Annotated in this window: 15 protein-coding genes; all 15 read right to left on the bottom strand. The window is 72.8% G+C overall.

Annotated elements, in window-relative coordinates; genetic code table 11:
• Nucleotides 1–2: 2 nt before the first annotated feature.
• The 15 genes from ACTMTU_RS19920 to ACTMTU_RS19850 all read right to left on the bottom strand — a co-directional run bounded on the left by ACTMTU_RS19920 (nt 3) and on the right by ACTMTU_RS19850 (nt 20,707).
• Nucleotides 3–3,461: a tubulin-like doman-containing protein gene (locus tag ACTMTU_RS19920; protein WP_441264841.1), complete on the bottom strand. Its 3,459-nt coding sequence runs from the start codon at nt 3,459–3,461 to the stop codon at nt 3–5.
• A gap of 52 nt (nt 3,462–3,513) precedes the next feature.
• Complete coding sequence (locus ACTMTU_RS19915) at nt 3,514–5,886, bottom strand: VWA domain-containing protein (RefSeq protein ID WP_441264840.1); 2,373 nt, start codon at nt 5,884–5,886, stop codon at nt 3,514–3,516.
• Between the two features lie 12 nt (nt 5,887–5,898).
• On the bottom strand, nt 5,899–6,438 hold the full coding sequence (locus ACTMTU_RS19910; RefSeq protein ID WP_441264839.1) for a Pycsar system effector family protein: 540 nt from the start codon (nt 6,436–6,438) through the stop codon (nt 5,899–5,901).
• Nucleotides 6,435–7,646 carry a hypothetical protein gene (locus ACTMTU_RS19905; protein ID WP_441264838.1) on the bottom strand — a complete coding sequence of 404 codons (1,212 nt, stop codon included), beginning with the start codon at nt 7,644–7,646 and terminating at the stop codon, nt 6,435–6,437. Before ACTMTU_RS19905 ends, ACTMTU_RS19910 begins: the two co-directional genes overlap by 4 nt.
• The gene (locus ACTMTU_RS19900; RefSeq protein ID WP_441264837.1) at nt 7,643–9,961 is read right to left on the bottom strand and encodes a hypothetical protein; all 2,319 of its coding nucleotides are present in this window, start codon (nt 9,959–9,961) and stop codon (nt 7,643–7,645) included. Before ACTMTU_RS19900 ends, ACTMTU_RS19905 begins: the two co-directional genes overlap by 4 nt.
• Entirely contained in the window at nt 9,958–10,869 is a 912-nt protein-coding gene (locus ACTMTU_RS19895) for a hypothetical protein (protein ID WP_441264836.1), read from the bottom strand. Before ACTMTU_RS19895 ends, ACTMTU_RS19900 begins: the two co-directional genes overlap by 4 nt.
• A 69-nt stretch (nt 10,870–10,938) precedes the next feature.
• Nucleotides 10,939–11,667, bottom strand: coding sequence for a Crp/Fnr family transcriptional regulator (locus ACTMTU_RS19890; RefSeq protein ID WP_441264835.1), 729 nt, complete (start codon nt 11,665–11,667; stop codon nt 10,939–10,941).
• A 357-nt stretch (nt 11,668–12,024) separates the two neighbouring features.
• Nucleotides 12,025–14,586: a polynucleotide kinase-phosphatase gene (locus ACTMTU_RS19885; protein ID WP_441264834.1), complete on the bottom strand. Its 2,562-nt coding sequence runs from the start codon at nt 14,584–14,586 to the stop codon at nt 12,025–12,027.
• Nucleotides 14,583–16,043 carry a 3' terminal RNA ribose 2'-O-methyltransferase Hen1 gene (locus ACTMTU_RS19880; RefSeq protein ID WP_441264833.1) on the bottom strand — a complete coding sequence of 487 codons (1,461 nt, stop codon included), beginning with the start codon at nt 16,041–16,043 and terminating at the stop codon, nt 14,583–14,585. The genes ACTMTU_RS19885 and ACTMTU_RS19880 overlap by 4 nt, the downstream gene beginning before the upstream one ends.
• Nucleotides 16,044–16,141: 98 nt before the next feature.
• Nucleotides 16,142–17,044: a homocysteine S-methyltransferase gene (gene mmuM, locus ACTMTU_RS19875; protein WP_441264832.1), complete on the bottom strand. Its 903-nt coding sequence runs from the start codon at nt 17,042–17,044 to the stop codon at nt 16,142–16,144.
• Nucleotides 17,045–17,059: 15 nt separating this feature from the next.
• A complete protein-coding gene (locus ACTMTU_RS19870) occupies nt 17,060–17,983 on the bottom strand; it encodes an LLM class F420-dependent oxidoreductase (RefSeq protein ID WP_441264831.1) in 924 nt (307 codons plus the stop codon).
• A 56-nt stretch (nt 17,984–18,039) separates the two neighbouring features.
• Nucleotides 18,040–18,525 carry a DUF6099 family protein gene (locus tag ACTMTU_RS19865; RefSeq protein WP_441264830.1) on the bottom strand — a complete coding sequence of 162 codons (486 nt, stop codon included), beginning with the start codon at nt 18,523–18,525 and terminating at the stop codon, nt 18,040–18,042.
• A 189-nt stretch (nt 18,526–18,714) separates the two neighbouring features.
• Complete coding sequence (locus tag ACTMTU_RS19860; protein ID WP_441264829.1) at nt 18,715–19,047, bottom strand: nucleotide pyrophosphohydrolase; 333 nt, start codon at nt 19,045–19,047, stop codon at nt 18,715–18,717.
• Complete coding sequence (locus ACTMTU_RS19855; RefSeq protein ID WP_441264828.1) at nt 19,044–20,252, bottom strand: AAA family ATPase; 1,209 nt, start codon at nt 20,250–20,252, stop codon at nt 19,044–19,046. The genes ACTMTU_RS19860 and ACTMTU_RS19855 overlap by 4 nt, the downstream gene beginning before the upstream one ends.
• A gap of 56 nt (nt 20,253–20,308) precedes the next feature.
• The gene (locus ACTMTU_RS19850) at nt 20,309–20,707 is read right to left on the bottom strand and encodes a cell division protein SepF (protein ID WP_441264827.1); all 399 of its coding nucleotides are present in this window, start codon (nt 20,705–20,707) and stop codon (nt 20,309–20,311) included.
• Nucleotides 20,708–20,808 lie beyond the last annotated feature (101 nt).

The following is a 20,808-nucleotide window of genomic DNA, read 5'->3' as shown; positions in this document are numbered from 1 at the left end:
GGTCACCATCGGTCGCCGTCCTGGTCGTGGCCGTGCCGGCCCCAGTCGCCTTCGTCCCAGGGGTCGGTGGGGCCCGGCGGCTGGGTGCGGGCGGCGTCCTCGTCCCGGCGGGGGCCTGCGGCCGGTTCGTGGTCGTAGGGGTACGCGTCACGGTCCTGGCCCGGGTCCCGTCGGCCGTGGCCCACGTCGCCCCGTCCGTGGCCGTCGTCCTGTCCGTCCGCGTACGTCCGTTCGCGGCGGGGGTCCGTGCGCGGGTCGGGTCGCGGCTCGTTGCGCGGCTCGTTGCGCGGTTCGTTGCGCGGCCCCGGGACCGGCGCGTCCTCCTGGCGGCGTGCGGCCTCGCTCTGCGCGACGCGCTGGTCGAGCGCGCGCAGGTTGGGCCGGGTGGGGCGGGTGGCGCCGGGGAAGCGCATGTCGAGTGCGCCGGGGAAGGTCTGCTCCCAGAAGTCGCGCAGCGGGACGAGCCATTCCTCGTCCTCGGCGCCGAACTGCCCGCTCAGCTCCTTGATCAGGGCGAGCTGGCGGGGCGCCACCTCGTGCACCAGCCGGCGGAACAGCGGCGAGGGGGCCTCCGGTGTGGTGGCGAGACCGACCGGCTGGGCGCTCATCAGCCGCTCGCACACCTCCTCGACGATCCGGCCCTCGTCGAGCAGCGCCCACTGCTCGTAGGCCCGCAGCAGTCCCGCCCAGCTGGAGACGCTGTTGTCGAAGGCCTCGAGGCGCAGCGTCATGGTGGCCGCGCCGCCCTCCTGGAGGCGGATGCGGATCTGCTCGGGCGAGTCGGGCGATCCCTTCACCTCGACGAGGCCGTTCCAGACCGCGCACAGGATGCGGTGCAGGATCCGGCGCCGGTCCTCCTCGGTGCTGGCCAGCCAGTCGTCGCGGTAGCCGAGGCGCTGGCGCCAGTGCAGGAAGTCGTCCACGCCGGCGGCGTCCCGGGCCTCCGCCCACAGCCGCAGCACGTGCCGCACCTCCGACACGTCGGTGAGGCTCATGCCGCTGCGGAACAGCACGACCGTGATCGACTCCGTGTCCACGGCCCGGAATTCGGGCACCGTCCCGTACGGAAGGCGCAGTTCACGCTTGAGGAACGCCGCGGCGCCCGAGCCGGCCTCGCTCTGCGGGTGCACGATGAGCACCTTGAGCGGGCCGCTGCCGTCCGGCTCGAAGCCGACCGGCAGCAGCCCGACGAGCTGGGAGCGGAACTGCTCCAGCCATCGGGTGTCCACCTTCGCGGCGGCGTCCTCGTCACCGGCCGCGGCCTGCAGCAGCACCCCCAGCGACGGCAGCAGCGGACGGTCGCCGAGCACGCTCGACTCCACGAACAGTCCCTTGACCCGCCGCTCGATGACCTGCTTGATCTCCTTGACGCCGGCCTGCGGCGAACGGCGCACGGACTCCAGGGCCCGCATCCAGTCGTCGGGCCGGATCAGCTTGGCCACCAGGCGGGCGGCGCCCGGGTTCTCCGGCAGGTCCTCGTGCTGGTAGAGCCGGCGGATCACGTCGTCGTAGAAGGCGGCGAGGGTGTTCTGCGGGGGGAGCAGGTACAGCACGCCCTTGCGGTCCTTGCGGTAGAGCTCCTTGCGCCGCTCCGCGAAGAACTTGCGCTCGTCCTCCTCGTGACCGCGCAGCGCCTTGACCAGCTCGCCGATCTCCTTGGTGGTGCGCAGCAGCGGGGGCCGCCAGCGCGACTCCTGGTCCTTCCAGCCGCGGTGCCACTTCTGCCGGGCCCGCCACCGGTACCAGGCGTCCTGCTCGTCGAGGGCGTTCTGCACGTCGGGGTCGCCCCAGCGGGCCGGTACGAGGCCGCCGACCGCCCGCTTGATCAGCGGGATCTGCGGCGGGTGGACGTCCACGCCCTCACCGCGTTCCGGGTCGTTCCTGCGGTTGTCCAGCATGCCGACGAACCCGGCCTCCGCGACCCGCTGCGGATGGCCGGGCAGTCCGGCGAGCAGCCTCTCCAGCCTGAACGGGTCGATCACGCCGAGCAGTTCGCGGCAGCCCGAGCCCGGCCGGAACTCCTCGACCAGCCGCGGGATCTCGGCGTCCAGTTCGCGCTGGAGCCTGCCGAGCGCGTCGTCCATGTCGCCGAGCCGGTTCCGCAGGGCCTGCATGATGGCCCTGGTGCCCTTGGGCAGCGGGTCGGGCGGCACCACCACCGGCGCCTCCCTGGTCCACAGCCGCCCGATGGCGGAGCGGTCGAACAGGTCGCGGACCCGCTCGGTGCCGTCGTCGGCCGGCTTGCGTGCCTCCTCGTCCATCGCCCGCACGGCCTGCGCCAGCAGCCGTCCCGCCACTATCTCGGCGAGGTCGTCGACCGGAACGGTCAGTGAGGCGGCCAGGCTGGTCGACATGGACCGGTGGCCGATGCCCGACCTGGACGGCTTGGAGCGCTCCACGCTCTTGTTGACGAAGCTCGCCGCGAAGGACTGGTAGTCGCCCTCGGTGCGGCCCTGGCTGTTGTCGTCGCCGAGTTCCGTGCCGATGAGGGACATCACCATCGCGGTGATGGAGCGGCGCAGGTCCTCCGGTTCGATGCCGGCGGTGCGGCTGAACAGGAACGCGGTCTGCACCGTCGAGGGGCGCAGCGTGACGAGCCCTTCGCCCGGGTACCGGACGCCGAGCGAGCCCTGCTCCTCCACGTCGCCGAAGTCGGACCGGGCACTGGGCACGTTCTGGTCGTCGACCAGGCGGGAGAGGTCGACCAGGGCGCGGGACGAGTTGAGTTCGGCCTCACGGCCGCCGCCGGCCTCCGGCGGGAAGGCGGAGGGCATGACTACCAGCGGGTAGATCTTGACGCCCTTGACCTTGGACCTGCGGAACTCGTGTCCGATCAGATGGATGAAGTCGTAGAAGATCCCGGCTCCGGTGCCGCCGGCCACGGAGAACGCCACGAACACGTCGCAGCCGCGGATCTGTCCGCCGCCCATCTCCCGCAGGTCGCCCTGCGAGTTGCTGATCGCGCCGATCGCCTCACGCAACTGGCGCAGCACCGGCTCGAGTCCGCTGCGCAGCGTCGCGAACAGCGCCGACCTGCCCACGGTCGGCAGCTGCCCGGCCCCGGTGTGCAGGGGCGCGACCCGGGGCTGCCGCTCCTGGGGCGGCAGCCAGTGGTGGGTCTCCTCGTGCAGCGCGACCCGCAGCATCCGGGCCACCTCGGGCGAGCTGTCGTAGTCGCTGGGCAGCAGGTCGTGGATGATCCGTGAGGTGCGGGCGTGCGCGGCGGTCTCACCGGCCTTGAGGCCGGCCGGCTGGAGCCGGTCCAGTTCGGACTCGCTGAAGTCCGCGTAGACGAACTGCAGGCAGTCCGGCAGCTGGAACGGCAGCCGGCGGCCGTCGGTGACCAGTTTGTTGCCGTCGGGCCCGCACAGCTCCCGGCGCAGTCCGCGCTCCAGGTCCGCGCCGATCCTGGCGCCCGTGCCGCCCAGACCGACGTAGAGCATGGGCTGGTAGATCTTCATGTCTGTCTCCCCTTGCGCCGCCGTGGACGGGCGCTCGTGGCCGAGAGGTGGGTCAGAAGTTGGGGTCGGGAGGGGTGGTTCCGCGTCGCGGCGGGGCGGCGGAGGCGTCGCCCCGGGTCCGTCCGCCGCGGGCGGTGCGATCGGAGGAACCCTGGGGCCGCGCGCCGCGAGGTCCCGGCACCCGCCGGCCGCCGAAGGGGCCGCCGCCCTGGCCCCGGCCCTGTCCGTCACGGCCGCTCCGGCCCGTTCCGGAGGCGGTACGGGCGTCACCGACGACGAGTTCGAACCCGTCGGCCAGACCGGCCGGCTGACCCTGCCCGATGGCCCGTTCCGGTCCGCCGGGCGGCTTGAGCAGCAGTTGTCCGGCCGTCGTGCGCCGCAGACGGTACGCCTGGGATCCTCCGCCGCGCCTCAGCGCCGGTGCCCCGCCGCCGGAGCGGCCGACGGAGAAGAGGAACTCCCCGCCGGGGCTCTGGCCGGCCCTGATGGTCAGCGTGTCGGGGCGCTGCCCCTCCGCCCGCAGTTCGAGCCGTACGCCCGAGAGGTCCCGCCGTCTCGCCCCTGCCCGCCGCCGCACGGCGACCACGGCGGCCAGCGCGCACAGCAGGAGCGCCGCGCCGCTGAAGGCCCACCACCACCTGTCCCACAGGGTGGGTTCGGCGGTGACGCGCACCCCGAGGAAGACGTTGTCCACGACCCGGCCTCCGTCGCCGAGGTCGGTCACCGTGATCCGTCCGGACAGCTCGCCCAGGGGGACGTCCGGGCCGAGGGTGACGGTGAACGGGGTGGAACTGCCGCCGGGTGCGGCGTTCACCGTCGCCGGGCTGATGCGCAGCGCCGATCCGGGCGGCTGGTCGGCGAGGGAGAGCCGCAGGGTGTGCGGTCCCGAGTCGTTGTTGGTGACGTCGAGCGTGCCGCTGACCGTCTGCCCGGGGTGGACGTCGCCGCGGTCGACGCTCAGCCCGGCGGTGAGCACCGGGGTGCCCTGCGAAATGCGGGCGTGCAGGGGCCGGCGGTCGCTGGTGATGCCGGGTGCGGTCATCTCGGTGGTGAGCCGCAGTTCCCCGGAGGCGGTGGCCGGGACGGTGAACCGTCCGGCGTAGCGGGCGTCCTCGGCCCGCTCGTCGGGCTTCTTGCCCCCGTCCGCGAGCGGTACGACGACCGGGTCGAAGCCCGCGCCGGTCATCCGGGCGGAGACCCGGATGCCCTTGAGCTGCTCGGGGTCGGTGATCACCACACCGCGCCGGGTCTGCATACGGACCTCGACGACGGCCTCCTCCCCCGGGCGGGGCGAGGCCGGGCTGAGCGTGACCGCGGAACGGAGCCTGCCCTGCCAGATGGCGCGTACGGCGACCTCGCGATCGCGGTGGCCCTCCGGCGCCTCGATATGGATCCGCCACTTGCCCGGCAGCGGGTTCTTCACCCGCAGCGCCTCGACCGGCCCGTCCTGTCCGCTGGTCTCGAAGGCGGAACCGTCGAACTCGCCCTGGGTCGGCACCCGCCGGCCCTTGGGGTCGTAGTAGGTGACGGTGACCTTGGGGTCGTGCTTGCTGACCGTGAGGGAGCCGTCGGTGGCGATGGGCGGGATGGTGACGGACAGGTCGGCGGGCGGTTTGCCGACCGTGCCGTGTGCGACACGGGCGCAGCGGGCGGCGGCGAAGGTCTCCTGGAGCGCCTTGTCGATCTGCGACGAGCTGTCGACCACACGCATCTTCGGGGCGGCGTCGGGCAGGTCGGCGCAGCCGCCTCGGAATCCGCCCTCGGCCATCCTGGTCAGCGCGGCCCGGTCGATGCTGTCGCCGAAGCCGAGCGGCCAGATCTGCACGGACTCCCGCCGCGCCCTGGCCAGTTCCTCCGTCAGGCGCTTCTCGCCGTTGGCCTGGCGGCTCGCCTCGTCGGTGCCGTATTCGGGGCTGTCGGAGACGTCGAGGCGGCCGTCGGTGAGCAGGAAGACGACCTTGGGGATCTCCTTGTCGCCCTTCTCCGCCAGCCGGTCGACGGCCTGCCGTACGGCCGCGGGGAAGTCGGTGCCCGGTCCGGTCTTCTTGTCGTCGCGGTGGGCCAGTTGCTGCACGCAGTCGCTCAGCCGCTGCCGTCCCGCGGTGTCGGCCGTGGTCAGGGCGCACACTTCGCTGACCGGTGACTGGCCCGGTTTCTCCGAGCTGCCGAAGCCGATGACTGCGGCGCGGGAACGTGCGGAGATCTCGCCCTGGGTGATCAGCGAGGCGGCTTCCACCTCACGTGCCAGGTCCTCGTCGGACAGGCTCTCCGACTGGTCCACGACGACCGCGAAGTCGATCGGGTCGGGCCCGTCGGACGCCGGCGCGGCCGCCCTGCCCAGGGGGCCGGCGGCCTGTCCCGGCGCCGCGGCCGGAAGCATCAGGAGTGCGCAGACCAGCACCGGCACACCTGTCTTGCGGAACATTCTCATCGTCTCTCACCACAGCTCGCCGAAGAGGACCAGCAGCGCGCCGAGGGTCAGCGTGCAGACCCCCGTGCGCAGCCACCGGTATTTGGCGGCCAGGACCGCCCCGTGCACCCGTGCCTGGCCGACCAGCCAGCGCACGACGTCCTCGCCCGACTCCGAGAGCCGGACGAGCAGTTCATCGGTCGGCGTGCCGACCGCGAGATCGCGGAGGAAGGTGGTGTCCGCGCCGGTCCGCGTGCGCGGCAGTATCACGCCGACGAGCATCAGCACGCCCGCCGCGTAGAGCAGCAGCCCGGCGGTCACGACGGCTGCCGCCGCCCGGGACGCCGGCAGCGGGAGTTCGTTGCGCGAGAAGGCGACGGCCAGTGCGGCGACCGCTCCGGAGAGCAGGATCGCCGCCTTGGCGTCGGCCCGGCCGATGTCCTCGCGTACGGAGTTCAGCAGCCGCTCGGCGACGAACCGTACGTCGCCGCCGGGGTCGGCGCCTGACCCGCTGCCGGGGCCCGGAGGCGCACCGGCGCCCGGGCCCGGCGGTGCGCCGCCGTTCACTCGTCCCCCCAGTCGTCGAAGTCCGCGCTCGGGCGGGCGCCGCCCGAGCCGGCAGCCGGCCGCGAGTCGCGGTCCCGCTCCGCGGACGACTGCACCCGGGTGGGCTCGTATACGTGCCCGTCGTCGGGGGCCGGGCCGGCGGCGTCCTCCGGCTCCTCGTCCCAGAACGGCCGCCTCGGCTCCGGGGTCTCGTCCCTCCGTGGGGTGAGCGCGGGCCGGCCGCCCTCGGGGGACGTGAGCACCCGGTCGGTGACCCTGCCGGTCACCCTGCTGCTGTTGTCCCGCAGATACCGGAGCACCTCGTACATCTGCTCGCCCACGTCGTGCCGTTCCAGCATTCCCGCGTCGAGCAACCGGTTGAACAGGTGCAGATAGTCGGCCTGGCCCTCCCGTTTCTCCTGCCGGATCGCCTGGCGGATCTCCCACACCTTGTCGGGGTTGCTCGCCATCAGATGGGTGATCTCGGCCTCCTCGCCGCGCCGCAGGACCTCCTCCAGCTGGGCGGCGCGCTCCGCGACGCGTTCGCGCTCGTACCGGTCCTTCCGCCGGTCCGCCTCGGCCTGCGCCCGGTCCTTCTCCATCTCGAAGGCGACGTCGTCACGCTCGGCGACCCGGTCCCTGACCTGGTCACTGAGGTCGATGAAGACATGCACCCGGGTACGCAGGCCGAGATCGGCGCCCAGATCCATCCGGCCTGCCCGCAGTTCGGCCTGGACGGCCTCCTCCGCGCGCTGCGCCTCCGTCAGCCGGAACCGCCGGGACACCTGGCGCAGCCCGTACAGCAGATCGCCGTGCAGCATCTCGCGTACGTCCCAGACGGCCTTCTCGACCACCAGCCGCGGGTCGTCCACCTCCCACTGCACCTCGGCGCGCGTCTTGAACGACTGGGCGTCGCCGGCCGCCGGCAGGGCGAGGTCGAAGGCGGTGACATGGCGCCCGAGGATCACCTCGAAGACGGCGCGGGGTCCGCCGAACCAGGGCTTGTCGTGGTCCTCCCTGCGGCTCGGCCACAGCACGCTGTGGCCCCCGTTGGGGTACAGGTACACGGCCGCCACCTGGCCGCTGCGCGGCGTGTACGGCAGGACGCACTCCCGCAGCAGCGGCCCCTTGCGCGGCTCGGCGGCACCGGCCTGCTCGTCCGCGCCTGCTCGCTCGTCGGGCCGGAACGGCTGCTGCGCGGACGGTTCTCCGGCGCCTGACGGGGTCATCGCATCGCTCCTTCCGCCGCCGCGTCCCAGAGTTGGCGGGCGGTGTTCTTGTCCAAGGGGTCGTCCTCGTCCCGGACCAGCCGGGCCAGCAGGTGCCGCACCCGGTCGCGGTCCCTGCGTTCCACGGTGATCAGCGGGAGGAAGCCGCGGACCACCTCCAGTTGGGCGGGGTCGTCCGCACACTGGCGCAGGACCCGCCCGAGGGCCTCGAGCGCCACCTCGCCGGAGCGGGCGGTGCCGAGGGTGAGGCTCACCAGGTCGGCGAGCTTGCCGACCAGGGGTTCATGGGTGGCGAGCAGGGCCACGAGGAGCGGCCGGCGGGCGTGCTCCTCCAGTGCCTCTGTCTCGTCGAGACCCCACAGATACGTGGTGCGCGTGGTCAGCGTGCCCAGCACGCTCAGCAGCACCAGGTCGGCGAGCTCCCGCTGTCCGCCGCGCAGCCAGGCGCCGAGACGGGCGACGACCGTGGCCGGCTCCGCGCCTGCCAGCAGCCGGGTGACGCTGAACGCCGCGTTGGACAGCGTCGTCACATCGCCGGCCCGGACCGCCTTCGCCAGCGCGTCGAGGGAGGCGCGGACGGAACCGGCGGCCATGCCGTACCCGTGGGCCAGCAGGGCCGTCGTCACCAGTGCCTCGTCCCCCGACGTGGCCCACTCCTTCAGCAGCGCGCCGACCGCGGGCCGTACGGACGCGTCCCTGGACGCCTCCGCCAGCGCGGTCGCGGCCGACATCTGCTGGACGGGGCTGTCCACGGCGGCCATCGGGCCGATCAGTTCGCCCGCCCCGTGGACCCAGTCCCAGGAGCAGAGCACGCCGGCGGCGACGGAGGCACGCACCCACACCTGGGGCCGCGGGTCGTCGCACAGGGTCCGCAGCCAGCGCACCACCGGACCGCGCGCGTTGTGGTAGCCGTTCCACACCTCGCGCAGGACGGCGGTCGCGAGGGCCTCGCCCTGGAAGCGGACGGCGCGCACCGGGATCTGCGCGTCACCGAGGTCGAACTCCGCGTCCTCCACGACCGCCCGGGCCAGGGCCGGGCGGTCGTCGGCATGGGTGCCGAACAGCCGCCGTCCGACGGGCTGTTCGGGATCCAGCGTGACGGACATCTCCCAGGCGAGCTGCTCGGCGGCCTCCGCGGCGAGGCCGTAGGGCGAGCCGTTGAACACGGCGACGGCGATACGGAAGGCCGCGGCGCCCAGCGCGGGACCGGCCTCGGGGAGGGTGCCGGGACGGTCGGCGCCGGCGAACCACGCGCGGGCCTGCGCCCGTACGAAGGTGGTGCAGCGGTCGAGGAGTTCGTCGTCGCCCAGTTCGCCGCGCCAGTGGCGGGCGAGCAGCTCCGCGAGACCGGCGGCCTCCTTGGGGCGCAGTTCGTCGAGTCCGAGCGCGCCCTTCAGGTCCTCGCGGCGGGCCAGTGCGCGGCAGGCGTCGAGGGCCTCCGGTGGTTCGCCGAGCAGCTGGATGCGCAGATGGCGGTGGAGGACCTCCTCGGTCCCCGGCGGGCGCAGCTGCATCCCGTAACGGCCGCGCAGCAGCCGGTCGGCCAGGTCCCCGCTCTCCACGAGGACGACGCCGAACGCCTTGGCGGTGAGCAACTGCCTGCTGAAGCGGTCCAGGTGCAGTTCCGTGAGCCGGCCCGGGTGGCGGCCCTCGTCCCGGCCGTCGCCGCGGGTGCTCCGGCCGGCCTCCCGGTGCAGCTCGTCGGACGGGAGTTCCAGCAGGTGCCCGTACTCCTCCTTGAGCATGTCACCGGAGATCCGGTGCACGGCCTCGCTGGGATCCAGCCGGGTGACCTGGTTGTCGGTGAGTTCGGAGAGCAGGGCGAGGGCCGTGGCGGTGCGGCCGCTCCCCCGTTCTCCGCACAGGACCAGCAGCCCGCACTCGCGCAGCCTGGTCCGCATCCGGCCGTATCCGGGGGTCTCGCAGTAGACCCCGGCGAGCCGGCGCAGTTCCTCCGCGGGGACGGGGCCGTCGAGCATGGCCGGGCCGGTGCCGGCGCCGAACTGGTTGATGAAGTAGTTGCCGTGGAAGTACTGGCCGTCGTCGCCGAAGGTGACGACCCGCTCCGCCTGCCGCGGTGCGAAGGTCCGGCGTGCCGCGTGGGCGGTGCCGGATCCGCCGGTGCCGCCGGCGGATCCCATCGGGCTGCGGCCCGCCGTGGCGAAGGGGTTGGGCGGTTCCGGAGCCGATTCCGCGGCGTCCTGCGCGGCGGCCTCCGCGTCCGGTTCCGCGGGTTTCCGGTCGGGTGCGGGGGCCGGCTTCTGCTCGTCCGCCGGGGCGTCGGGCGGCGGGGCCTCCGGCTGGTCGTTGCTCATGCGGCACCGTCCCCGTCGGGGGCGGCCGGGCCGCGGTCCTTGCGGATGCCGGTCACCTCACCGTGGAACACGTTGTTCTCGAACGAGGCCACGTCGCCCTGGGCGTTGATGTGGGTGACGGTCGTGCCTGCCGTCCTTGCCCGGTCCCTCCGGCCGGCCACGCCGGTGGTGCCCTTCGTGCCTGTGGTGCGGGACCCCGGCGGGTCCGGAGGCGGTGGGCCGTCCCCCTGTACCGGCCCACCGCCGGTCTCGGTCCCCGGTCCGCCCGCGCCGCCCGTGCTCCGGTGCTCCGCGCCCGGCTCCGCTGCGGGCCGGTCCTCGGGCAGTGGGGGCGCGGGTAACCGGGGGATGTGGAACCAGGCGGTCTCGTCGGTCTCCTTGAGACGGACCCGCGCGCTGCGGTACGTCTCCGGTTCGACGTAACGGCCCCCCTCGGCCACCACGTTGGCGTAGAGCCAGTCGGAGACGACCAGCAGCAGGTCGCTGCCGGGGGCGAGCTCCATCGTCCGCCTGGCGACCGGGCTGTCGCAGAGCCGTGCCGCCACGTCCACGGCACGCCCCACCAGTCCCCTGCCGTCGTCGAGCACCGGGCCGGCGTTCATCCCGATCCTCAGCCGGAGGCGGTCGGCGCTGCCCGCGTTGTGCTCGCGCAGGCTCTGGAACAGCGTGTCGAGCCAGGTGCCGACCATCAGCGTCGGCGGTACGCCGGGGTCGAGCGCGGCGAGGATCCCGTCGCCGCGGTCCTCCTGGTGGACACGGTCCACCTCGACGCCCACGGAGGCGTAGGCCTCGGCGAAGGCCCCGTACATGGCGGCCCGCATACGCCTCTTGGCGTCGAGGCCCATGCGCCCCGAGCCGCAGGCGTCCCCGAAGACCACCAGTCTGTTCACGGCTGCTGCACTGCTCACTCGGACCCCCTGGGTGCTGTCGTCTCGGGAACAAGACTCGGTGCGTCGTGCGACGGGCGATGTAGCCGTTTACACAAGTGGCGGGCTTTTCTTCCCCGGTCCGCGCTGCGGCGGTTGCTCGCGGCCCTGCGCGAGGAGCCGCAGCAGGTCCATGTCGGTGACGATCAGCCGCCTGTGCGCGGTGCGGACGACCCCTTGTTCCCGCAGCAGCCGCAGCACTTTGGCGACGGCTTCCCTGGTGGCTCCTATGGCCGCCGCCAGGTCGTGCTGCGGCAGGGGCAGGTCGATGGCGGTGCCTTCGCCGTCGGTGCGGCCGACCCGTCCGCCGAGTTCGACCAGGCGGGCGGCGAGCCGCTGGAGCACGGAACCGGACGCCAGTGAGCGCCGCTCCACGTCCGAGCTGCGCAGGCGGGCCGTGAGCTGACGCATGATCAGCGCCGTCGCCTGCGGCCTGGCGGCGAGGAAGCTGCGGAAACGCTCGCCGGAGACGGCCACGGTGCGCACCTCGCCGAGCGCGGTCACCGTGGCGCTGCGCGGGCCGCGGTCCACGGCCGCAAGATCGCCCACGACCTCGCCGGCCCCGCGCAGGGCGAGGATGAGACGGCCGCCGCGGTCGGTGCCCACGGAGACCACGGCCCAGCCGGAGAGCACCAGGAGCACGAAGGTGCTGGTGTCGCGCTCCTCGATCATGACGTCACCGGACGCGTAGACGCGGGGCGCTCCGAGTGCGGTGAGCGTGGCGCGGTCCTGTGGAGTGAGGGCGTCGAGAAACGAACGGCCCCCTCCGAACAGACTCATCGACTCGCCCCCCGCAGCGGATGTGCTGGCCCTTCGGGGGACCACGTCCTTCGCCGGCGTTCCTTCCCGCGCAGTGGTCTCGCACGGCACTCCGTGCCACAGAGTTGACCAACCGTCACACTGCGTCGGGGCAACGACGCTATGGGCCGGTCATTGGTCGGTCAATATGATCTCGATGGAGCTTGGGGGCACGAGGGGGCGCATTCATCAACGCGCAGGCGCATGATCCTCAGCCGTACCTCTTGAACGAGCCCCCCGACGTACGAACGGCCTCGGGCGCCCGCCGGGCGCCCGAGGCCGTCACACGGCCGTCGCGACCGCATCGTCCGTGCGCCGCCCGCCCTCAGGACCCGCGGCTCACAGCCGCGGGTCCACCGGTTCCGACTCCAGGGCCAGCACGGCGAACACCGCTTCGTGGACCCGCCACAGCGGCTCCCCGTCGCCCAGCCGGTCCAGCGCCTCGAGGCCCAGGGCGTACTCGCGCAGCGCGAGGGAGCGCTTGTGGTTCAGGAACCGCTCCCTCAACCGCTCCAGGTTCCGCGGCCGGGTGTACTCGGGGCCGTAGATGATCCGCAGGTACTCACGGCCGCGGACCTTGATGCCCGGCTGCACGAGACGGCCCTTGCCGTCCCGCGCGAGAGCCTGGAGCGGCTTGACGACCATGCCCTCGCCGCCCCGCCCGGTCATCTCCAGCCACCAGTCGACACCGGAGCGCACCGACGCCTCGTCGCCCGTGTCGACGATCAGCCTCCTGGTGACCTGGAGCAGGCCGGTGGCGTCGTGCTCCACCAACTTGTCCAGCCAGGTCAGTTGCTCGTCGTGCGGGACCGCGGCGAGCGAGCGGCCCTCGGCCGCGAGGATCTGGAAGGGTGCGAGGCGCACTCCCTCCAGCCCGTCGGTGGTCCAGCAGTAGCGCCGGTACGCCTCGGTGAACGCGGCCGCGTCGGCGGTGCGCTCGCGCTGCCGGTCCAGCAGGCCCTCCACGGCGGCGCCGCGTGCGGCGGCGGCCTCCAGGGCGGCCGTCGCTGTCGGCAGCACGGCCCCTGAGGCCGCGCCGACCGCGGCGTACTGCGAGCGCAGCAGCCCGGACGCCTTGAGCGACCAGGGCATCAGCTCCGCGTCCAGCAGCAGCCAGCTCGTGTCGAGTTCGTCCCACAGCCCGGCGTCGGTGACGGCCGTGCGCAGGCGTCCCAGGATCTCCTCCGTGACCGCCGGGTCGTCGAAGAACGGCCGCCCGGTGCGGGTGTGCAGCGCTCCGGTGGGGCCTTCGACACCGAAGCGTGTACGCGCCGCGTCCGCGTCACGGCAGACGAGCGCGACCGCCCGCGAGCCCATGTGCTTCTCCTCGCACACGACCCTGGCGATGCCGTCGGACCGGTACTGGGCGAACGCCTCCGCCGGGTGCTCCAGGTAGCCGTCCTCCCTGGAAGTGGCCGTCGGGGCCATCGTGGGCGGCAGATATGTGAGCAGCCGCGGGTCGACGGCGAAGCGGCTCATCACCTCGAGCGCCGCCGCCGCGTTCTCCTCGCGCACGCCGATGCGCGCCATGTGCCGGGTCTCGACCACCCGCCTGCCCTGCACGTCGGCGAGGTCCAGCGGCCGCCCCTCACGGCCGCCTGGGGCCTCCGTGACGAGCGGTCTGACCGGCTCGTACCAGACCTTCTCGGCCGGTACGTCGACCAGTTCGCGCTCGGGCCAGCGCAGTGCGGTCATCCGGCCGCCGAAGACGGCGCCGGTGTCGAGGCAGATCGTGTTGTTGATCCATGAGGTGTTGGGCACCGGTGTGTGGCCGTAGACCACGGCGGCACGGCCACGGTAGTCCTCCGCCCACGGGTAGCGGACGGGCAGTCCGAACTCGTCGGTCTCCCCCGTCGTGTCCCCGTACAGCGCGTGCGAACGCACCCGCCCCGACGTGCGGCCGTGGTACTTCTCGGGCAGGCCCGCGTGGCAGACGACGAGCTTCCCCTCGTCGAGCACGTAGTGGCTGACGAGGCCGTCGATGAACTCCTTCACCTGCTCGCGGAAGGCGTCGTCCTCCTTCTCGAGCTGCTCGATGGTCTCCGCGAGGCCGTGGGTGTGCTGGACGTTGCGGCCCCGCAGCCAGCGGCCGAGCTTGTTCTCGTGGTTGCCGGGCACGCACAGGGCGTTGCCGGCGGCGACCATCGCCATCACCCGCCGCAGTACGCCTGGGCTGTCGGGGCCGCGGTCGACGAGGTCTCCCACGAAGACGGCGGTACGGCCCTCGGAGTGGGCGCCGTCCACATAGCCGAGCTTGCCGAGCAGGGTCTCCAGCTCGGAGCTGCACCCGTGGATGTCGCCGATGATGTCGAACGGGCCGGTGAGGTGGCGGAGGTCGTTGTAGCGGCGCTCGAGGACGATCTCGGCGCTCTCCACCTCCTCCACGCTGCGCAGGATGTGCACCTTGCGGAAGCCTTCGCGCTCCAGGCCCCGCAGCGAACGGCGCAGCTCGCGGCGGTGGCGGGCGATGACATGGCGGGGCATGCCCGCCCGGTCGGGCCGGCCGGCGTTGCGCTCCGCGCACACGTCCTCGGGCATGTCGAGCACGATCGCGATCGGCAGGACGTCGTACTGCCTGGCCAGCCCCACCAGCTGCCGGCGGCTCTCCGCCTGGACGCTCGTCGCGTCGACGACGGTGAGCCGTCCGGCCGCGAGCCGCTTGCCCACGATGTAGTGCAGGAGATCGAACGCGTCGCCGCTGGCGCTCTGGTCGTTCTCGTCGTCGGCGACCAGTCCCCGGCAGAAGTCGGAGGAGATGACCTCGGTCGGCTTGAAGTGCCTGCGCGCGAAGGTCGACTTGCCGGAACCGGTGGCCCCGACGAGCACGACGAGCGACAGGTCGGTCACCGGGAGCCGGCGGCCGGGCGCTGTCGTGCTTTCGGAGAGTGTCGTGCTGGTCATGCGGCCTTCGCCTCCTTCTCGGTGATCTCGAACACGGCCATCTGCGTGGGCGGGCCCACTTCGGGGTCGTCGGGCCCGACGGGCACGAGCCGTACGCCGTAGCCGTGGCGCTCCGCCACGCCCTCGGCCCAGGTGCGGAACTCCTGGCGGGTCCACTCGAAGCGGTGGTCGCCGTGGCGCACATGTCCGGCGGGCAGGCTCTCCCAGCGGACGTTGTACTCGACGTTCGGGGTCGTCACCAGCACCGTCCGGGGCCGGGCCGAGCCGAACACCGCGTACTCCAGGGCCGGCAGCCGCGGCAGGTCGAGGTGCTCGATGACCTCGCTCAGCACGGCGGCGTCGTATCCCGTCAGCCGCTTGTCGGTGTACGTGAGCGATCCCTGCATCAGCTTGACGCGGGACGCCTGCCGCTCGCCCATGCGGTCCAGCTTGAGACGTCGGCCCGCGACGGTCAGCGCACGCACCGACACGTCGACGCCGACGATCTCCGTGAACCGGGTGTCCTTCAGCAGGGCCTGCACCAACTGGCCCTGGCCGCAGCCGAGGTCGAGCACCCTGCTCGCGCCGGCCGTGTGCAGTGCCTCCAGGACGGCGGCCCTGCGCTGCTCGGCGAGCGGTACGGGGCGCTCCTCCGTGTCGGTGGTCTCGTCGACCGCGTTGTCGACGTCCTCGACGTCGAGGTCGTCGGCCTCGGCCAGCCGCACCAGTTCGAGGCGCTCCATGGCCCGGCGGGTCAGTCCCCAGCGGCGCGACAGGTAGCGGCTGGTGATGAGCTTCTGTTCGGGGTGGTCGGCGAGCCAGCCCTCACCGGCGCGCAGCAGCTTGTCGACCTCGTCGGGCGCGACCCAGTAGTGCTTGGCGTCGTCGAGGACGGGCAGCAGCACGTAGAGCTGGCGCAGCGCGTCGGCGAGCCGCAGCTCCCCTTCGAGCACCAGCTGTACGTAGCGGGAGTCGCCCCACTCGGGGAACTGCGCGTCGAGCGCGACCGGTTCGGCCTCCACCGTGCTCCAGCCGAGCGGCCCGAAGAGCGCCCGCACCAGCTCGGCGCCGCCGCGGGCGGGCAGCGCGGGCACCTCGACACGCAGCGGCATCGGGGCCTCCGCCCGCCCGGGCAGTGCGGCGCACACGCCGCGCAGGGCGCTCTTGAACACGGTGGTCAGGGCGACGGCCAGCAGTGACGACGCCGCGTAGGGGCGGTCGTTGACGTACTGGGCGAGCGCCGAGTCGGGGGCGCCGCCGCGGCCCTTGCCCTTGCCGCGCCGCACCAGGGCCACCGGATCCACCTCCAGGAGCAGTGCGGCCGTGCACCGCTCGGCGGACGCCTCGGGGTAGAAGACGTGCGCCGTGCCGTGCGAGGTGGAGAACGCCTGCGCCTTGTCGGGATGCTTGTGCAGCAGATATCCGAGGTCGGTCGCGGGGCGTTCAACGGTGCCGGTGGTACTGATCGTCAGGAACACGCGTTTGAGTATCGTCCTCATCGGCTGCCCCGACCAGGGGTTTTCGTCAGGGGACGGCCCGTGTCCGGGGCGCCACCGGGCGTGCCCGGCGCGAAGCTTCAAGGGCGCAGCAGCCGCGCGAGCTCCGCGATCTCGCGAGGGCCGACCCGGCAGCAGCCGCCTGCCAGGCGTGCCCCGGCGTCACGCCATGCGCGCACCATGCCCGGGTCGTACCCGAAGCCGCCCTGCCAGGACCGGGAGACGGCGTCCCACCGTTCGCCGCTGTTGGGGTACACGACGGCCGGCTTGCCGGTGACCTCCGAGGCGAGTGCGACCGCGTCCGGGGTCTCGCGCGGGTCGCAGCAGTTGACGCCCACGGCGATGACCTGGTCACGGCCGGCGCCGAGCGCGAACGCCTCCGCGAGCGGCTGCCCGGCGCGCGTGCGGCCGCCCGCGACGGTGTACGACAGCCACACCGGCACGCCGCACCCTTCGGCGGCGTCGAGCAGCGCCCGCGCCTCGTCCGTGTCGGGCACGGTCTCCAGGGCGAGCACGTCCGGACCGGCGGCGGCGAGCGCCTCGATCCGCGGCCGGTGGAAACGCTCCAGCTCGCGCACGCCGAGCCCGTACCGGCCGCGGTACTCGCTGCCGTCCGCGAGCATGGCGCCGTACGGTCCGACGGATGCGGCGACCCACACCTCATGGCCGGCGGCGTCCGCCGCGGACCTGGCCAGGCCGACGCTGCGGCCCAGCAGTCCGGCCGCCTGCTCCCGGTCGAGTCCCCGCCGGGCGAAGCCCTCGAACGTGGCCTGGTAGCTCGAGGTGATCAGCACCTGGGCCCCCGCCCGTACGTACGCCGTGTGCGCGGCGTCGACCTGCTCCGGGTCGTCGGCGAGCAGCCGGGCCGACCAGAGGCTGCCGGTCAGGTCGCAGCCCTGCGCCTGGAGCTGGTTGGACAGGCCGCCGTCCAGGACGACGGGGCCTTCCTCGAGGGCGGCGGCGAGCGTACGGGCGGGTTTCACGGTGCTCTCCCTCGGTCAGCTCAGCTGCGAGCTGACCTGCGACGAGATCAGTTCCAGGTGGTCGAGGTCGTCGAGGTCGAGGACCTGGAGGTAGAGGCGGGACGAGCCGGTGGCGGCATAGCGCCCGATCTTGTCGACGACCTCCGCGGGCGAGCCCGCCAGTCCGTTCGCCTTCAGCTCGTCCACCTCACGGCCGATCGACGCCGCGCGACGGGCCACCTCCGCGTCGTCCTTGCCGACGCAGACCACCAGCGCGTTGGAGTAGACGAGGTCGCCGGGGGCGCGGCCGGCCTTCTCCGCGGCGGCGCGCACCCGGGCGAACTGCCGCTCGGTGTCCTCGATCGAGGCGAAGGGCAGGTTGAACTCGTCCGCGTACTGGGCGGCGAGGCGGGGGGTGCGGGTCGCTCCGTGGCCGCCGATCAGCACGGGGATCTTCCGCTGGGCGGGCTTGGGCAGCGCGGGCGAGTCGGACAGCTGGTAGTGCGTGCCCTCGTAGGAGAAGGTCTTGCCCACCTCCGTGGCCCACAGTCCGGTGACGATCGCCAGCTGCTCCTCGAGCCGGGCGAACTTCTCCTTCGGGAAGGGGATGCCGTACGCCTTGTGCTCTTCCTCGAACCAGCCGGCGCCCAGGCCCAGTTCGACCCGGCCGCCCGACATCTGGTCGACCTGGGCGACCTGGATCGCCAGCACACCGGGGAGCCGGAAGGTGCCGGCCGTCATCAGGGTGCCGAGGCGGATGCGCTTGGTCTCACGGGCCAGTCCGGCCAGGGTGATCCAGGCATCGGTCGGCCCGGGCAGCCCGTCGGAGGAGCCCATGCTCAGGTAGTGGTCGGAGCGGAAGAAGGCGTCGAAGCCGAGGTCCTCGGTGGCTTTGGCGACGGCCAGCAGGGTGTCGTAGCTCGCCCCTTGCTGGGGCTCGGTGAAGATTCGAAGATCCATGGTTCCATCCTGCACCCTGGACTCCCGGCCCGGCGGCCGAAGGCTCCCTGTGAGCGTCAGGGCCCGGCGCGGCCGCGGACGGTTTCCGGTGGCCGGTCCGGTTCCCGTTCGGCGAGCCGGCGCAGCATGCCGCGTACCCGGTCGCTCGACTCGTCGGCGGCGTCTATCGTCTCGATGCACTGCCAGTAGAGCCCCTCGTCGTCCGTGGCGCAGGCGACGCCGACGAGTGCGATGCCGACGTCTCCGAGCAGGATGTTCAGGGCGAGTAACGTGGCCTCCGGGTCGGCCACTTCGGTCAGTCCCGTGGCCCGGACGGTACCGCTGCGTACCATCGGATGGTCGAGCACGCCGCACCCGCGACCGCCGATCTCGCTCAGCCCTCTGGCCTCGCCCCGCAGTTCCGGCGGGCCGACGAGCGCCAGACGGGCGCCGATCGCCTGCGCGAGAGCCTGGGCCTGCCATGCCTCAGCGACGATCTCCGGCACCGCGCGGCTCTGGGCCAGCGCATGACGGCACATTCTGACGAGCCGTTCCGCATCCATGTACGCACCCCCGTTCGTACGAAATTCTGCTCACTGAGTTCATTACCCAGAGTGAAGCCCATTGAGCCGGAAAGCCAGGGGAATTCGGAAATCTGTGGACAGCAAGGCCGTTGTGGATAACTCAACAACTCCGGAGAGTGACGAAGTAGCGTTGTGTGCCCGGTGGTACCGGCTGTTCCTCCCCGGTTCTCACTTCGGCGGGAAACGGATCTCGTTGCGGTCGATCTTCTCCGACAGCGCATGAAGGGCGTCGATCCCTAGCACCTCGCAGAACTGCAGCAGGTACGCCAGCACGTCCGCGACCTCGTCGCGCACCCGGTGCGCCCCCTCCGGCTCCTCCATCACCCGCGCCGACTCCTCCGGCGTCAACCACTGGAAGATCTCGACCAGTTCGGCCGCCTCGACGCTCAGCGCCACGGCCAGGTTCTTCGGCGTGTGGTAGGGCTCCCAGCCACGCGCCGCCGCGAACCCGGCCAGTCTGCGCTGCAGCCCTTCGACATCCAGCCCGTCGTCTCTCGTCACGGCACCAGGTCTACCACCGTCACGCCGTCGATCCCTCGCGCGCACGACGCGTCCGTGACGGTCCCCACCAGCCTGATGTGCCCCCGCGCGCACATCTCCGCCCCCAGCGCCACCAGTTGGCGGATCTGTTCGGCGTCGAGGCTGCGGTCGAAGCCGTCGGCGAGCACCGTGAGCGACTGATAGGCCACGGGCACCTCCGCCACCTGGTCCATGGCGAGCACGCCCGGCCCGGTGAGCAGCACCAGGGCGAGCCCCAGATACCTGAGCTCCCCTTCGCCGAGCCGTCCCACGGGTGTCGAACCCAGCGCACCGCCCCGCGCGAGCAGGGCACGCACCCGCCCGCCCGCCAGTTCCTCGACCGCGACGTCGGCCACGGCTCCCGCGCACCCCATCCGTGCCGCCGTCGCAAGCCTCGCGTGCCGCTTGGCGCATTCGCTGCGTGTGCGGTGCAGGACCTCGGCCAGGTTGTCGCAGCCGCGGCGCAGCCGCCCCGCCCCCGCCGGCACGGGCCGGCGCATCCGCTCCGGCCGGGGGTCGCATGCGAACACCGACCGCAGTGCCACCACGACCTGTTCGGCCGCGGCGAGCACCTGTAACTGCGCCTCGGTACTCCCCGCGACGCGCAACGGCAGCAGCGCGGTGCCGAGCCTGTCGTCGGGCAGCGGACCACGGGTGACGGTCGCGGAGCCCGCGGTGTGCCACGCCGCCTCCACGACGGACCGCGCGGGGTCACGCAGTGCCGTGGTCAGCAGGGTCCGGCCGCCGCCGGTGAGCCGTTCGCCCGCCACCCGCAGGGTCGGCTCGGTCTGCACGGCCAGGTCGAGCAGGACCGGCCCGGCCGGGCCGTCGACCGTGCAGCCGATACGGAATCCGCGCCGCCCCTGTCTGTCGGCGACCGCCCTCTCCGGGACGCATTCGGCCGGCTCGGGGAAGGCCGTGGCCAGGTCGCGGCCGGCGCCCAGGAGCGCCAGCGCCTCGCACGCCTCGAGCGCGCTGGACTTGCCGCTGCCGCTCGGCCCCGCGAAGAGTGTCATGGGGCCGAGCGGGAAGACGGCGGCACGGTGCGATCGGAAGGCGGAGAGCCGTAACTGTGTGACGGCGGGCCGGGCGTTGGTCCCGCGGCCGGGCGACGTCTGGGGACCGACGACCGGCGTTCGGCTCCCGATCGGCGTTCTCACGTCCATGACCTGCGTTTTCGTGTCCATGATCGGGACGGTACGCAGCCCTGGACACGCCGAACCGTTCCGCCTGAGGGACCTTCCTACGAATGAGGGACGGCCGCGGCCGCGGCCCCCTCGACCTCGGTGCCGACGGGTGCGAGCAGGAAGACGTTCCGGTCGACCCGGTGCATCTGGCACCCGAGTCCGAACACCACACCGCTGCTGAAGTCGAGGATCCGCTTGGCGACGTCGGTGTCGGCGCCGGTGAGGTCCAGCAGCACCGGCATCCCGGCGACCAGGTACTCGGCGACCTCGCGCGCGTCACCGAAGACCTGTACGCGCAGCACGATGAAACGACGGTGCTCGGCGGCCTCGTACTCCCGTGGGACCGTGACGTGGTCGACCCGCGACGGCCACTCGTTGCGGCCGCGCAGCGGGACGACCTGGGCCAGACCTTCCCACTGCTCGTCGGTGACGTCGTACCTCTCGTACCTACTCATGGGTCCATCCTCACCCCCCTCACCCGTTCGGCCCAACAGCGACACGGATGGAGGACCAGGAACCCGCCCGGCACCGTGCCCGTCGCGGGCACGACGCCGGG

The sequence above is a fragment of the Streptomyces sp. OZ13 genome (assembly GCF_052068155.1).
Taxonomy (GTDB): Bacteria; Actinomycetota; Actinomycetes; order Streptomycetales; family Streptomycetaceae; genus Streptomyces.
The sequence above is the reverse complement of the archived record's forward strand: the minus strand, read 5'-3'. Positions and strand labels throughout refer to the sequence as shown.

Coding starts and splice junctions, on each gene's coding strand:
- ACTMTU_RS19920 (WP_441264841.1), bottom strand. CDS start 3,461: ATGAAGATCTACCAGCCCATGCTCTACGTCGGTCTGGGCGGCACGGGC.
- ACTMTU_RS19915 (WP_441264840.1), bottom strand. CDS start 5,886: ATGTTCCGCAAGACAGGTGTGCCGGTGCTGGTCTGCGCACTCCTGATG.
- ACTMTU_RS19905 (WP_441264838.1), bottom strand. CDS start 7,646: ATGACCCCGTCAGGCGCCGGAGAACCGTCCGCGCAGCAGCCGTTCCGG.
- ACTMTU_RS19900 (WP_441264837.1), bottom strand. CDS start 9,961: ATGAGCAACGACCAGCCGGAGGCCCCGCCGCCCGACGCCCCGGCGGAC.
- ACTMTU_RS19890 (WP_441264835.1), bottom strand. CDS start 11,667: ATGAGTCTGTTCGGAGGGGGCCGTTCGTTTCTCGACGCCCTCACTCCA.
- ACTMTU_RS19885 (WP_441264834.1), bottom strand. CDS start 14,586: ATGACCAGCACGACACTCTCCGAAAGCACGACAGCGCCCGGCCGCCGG.
- ACTMTU_RS19870 (WP_441264831.1), bottom strand. CDS start 17,983: ATGGATCTTCGAATCTTCACCGAGCCCCAGCAAGGGGCGAGCTACGAC.
- ACTMTU_RS19865 (WP_441264830.1), bottom strand. CDS start 18,525: ATGGATGCGGAACGGCTCGTCAGAATGTGCCGTCATGCGCTGGCCCAG.
- ACTMTU_RS19855 (WP_441264828.1), bottom strand. CDS start 20,252: ATGGACACGAAAACGCAGGTCATGGACGTGAGAACGCCGATCGGGAGC.
- ACTMTU_RS19850 (WP_441264827.1), bottom strand. CDS start 20,707: ATGAGTAGGTACGAGAGGTACGACGTCACCGACGAGCAGTGGGAAGGT.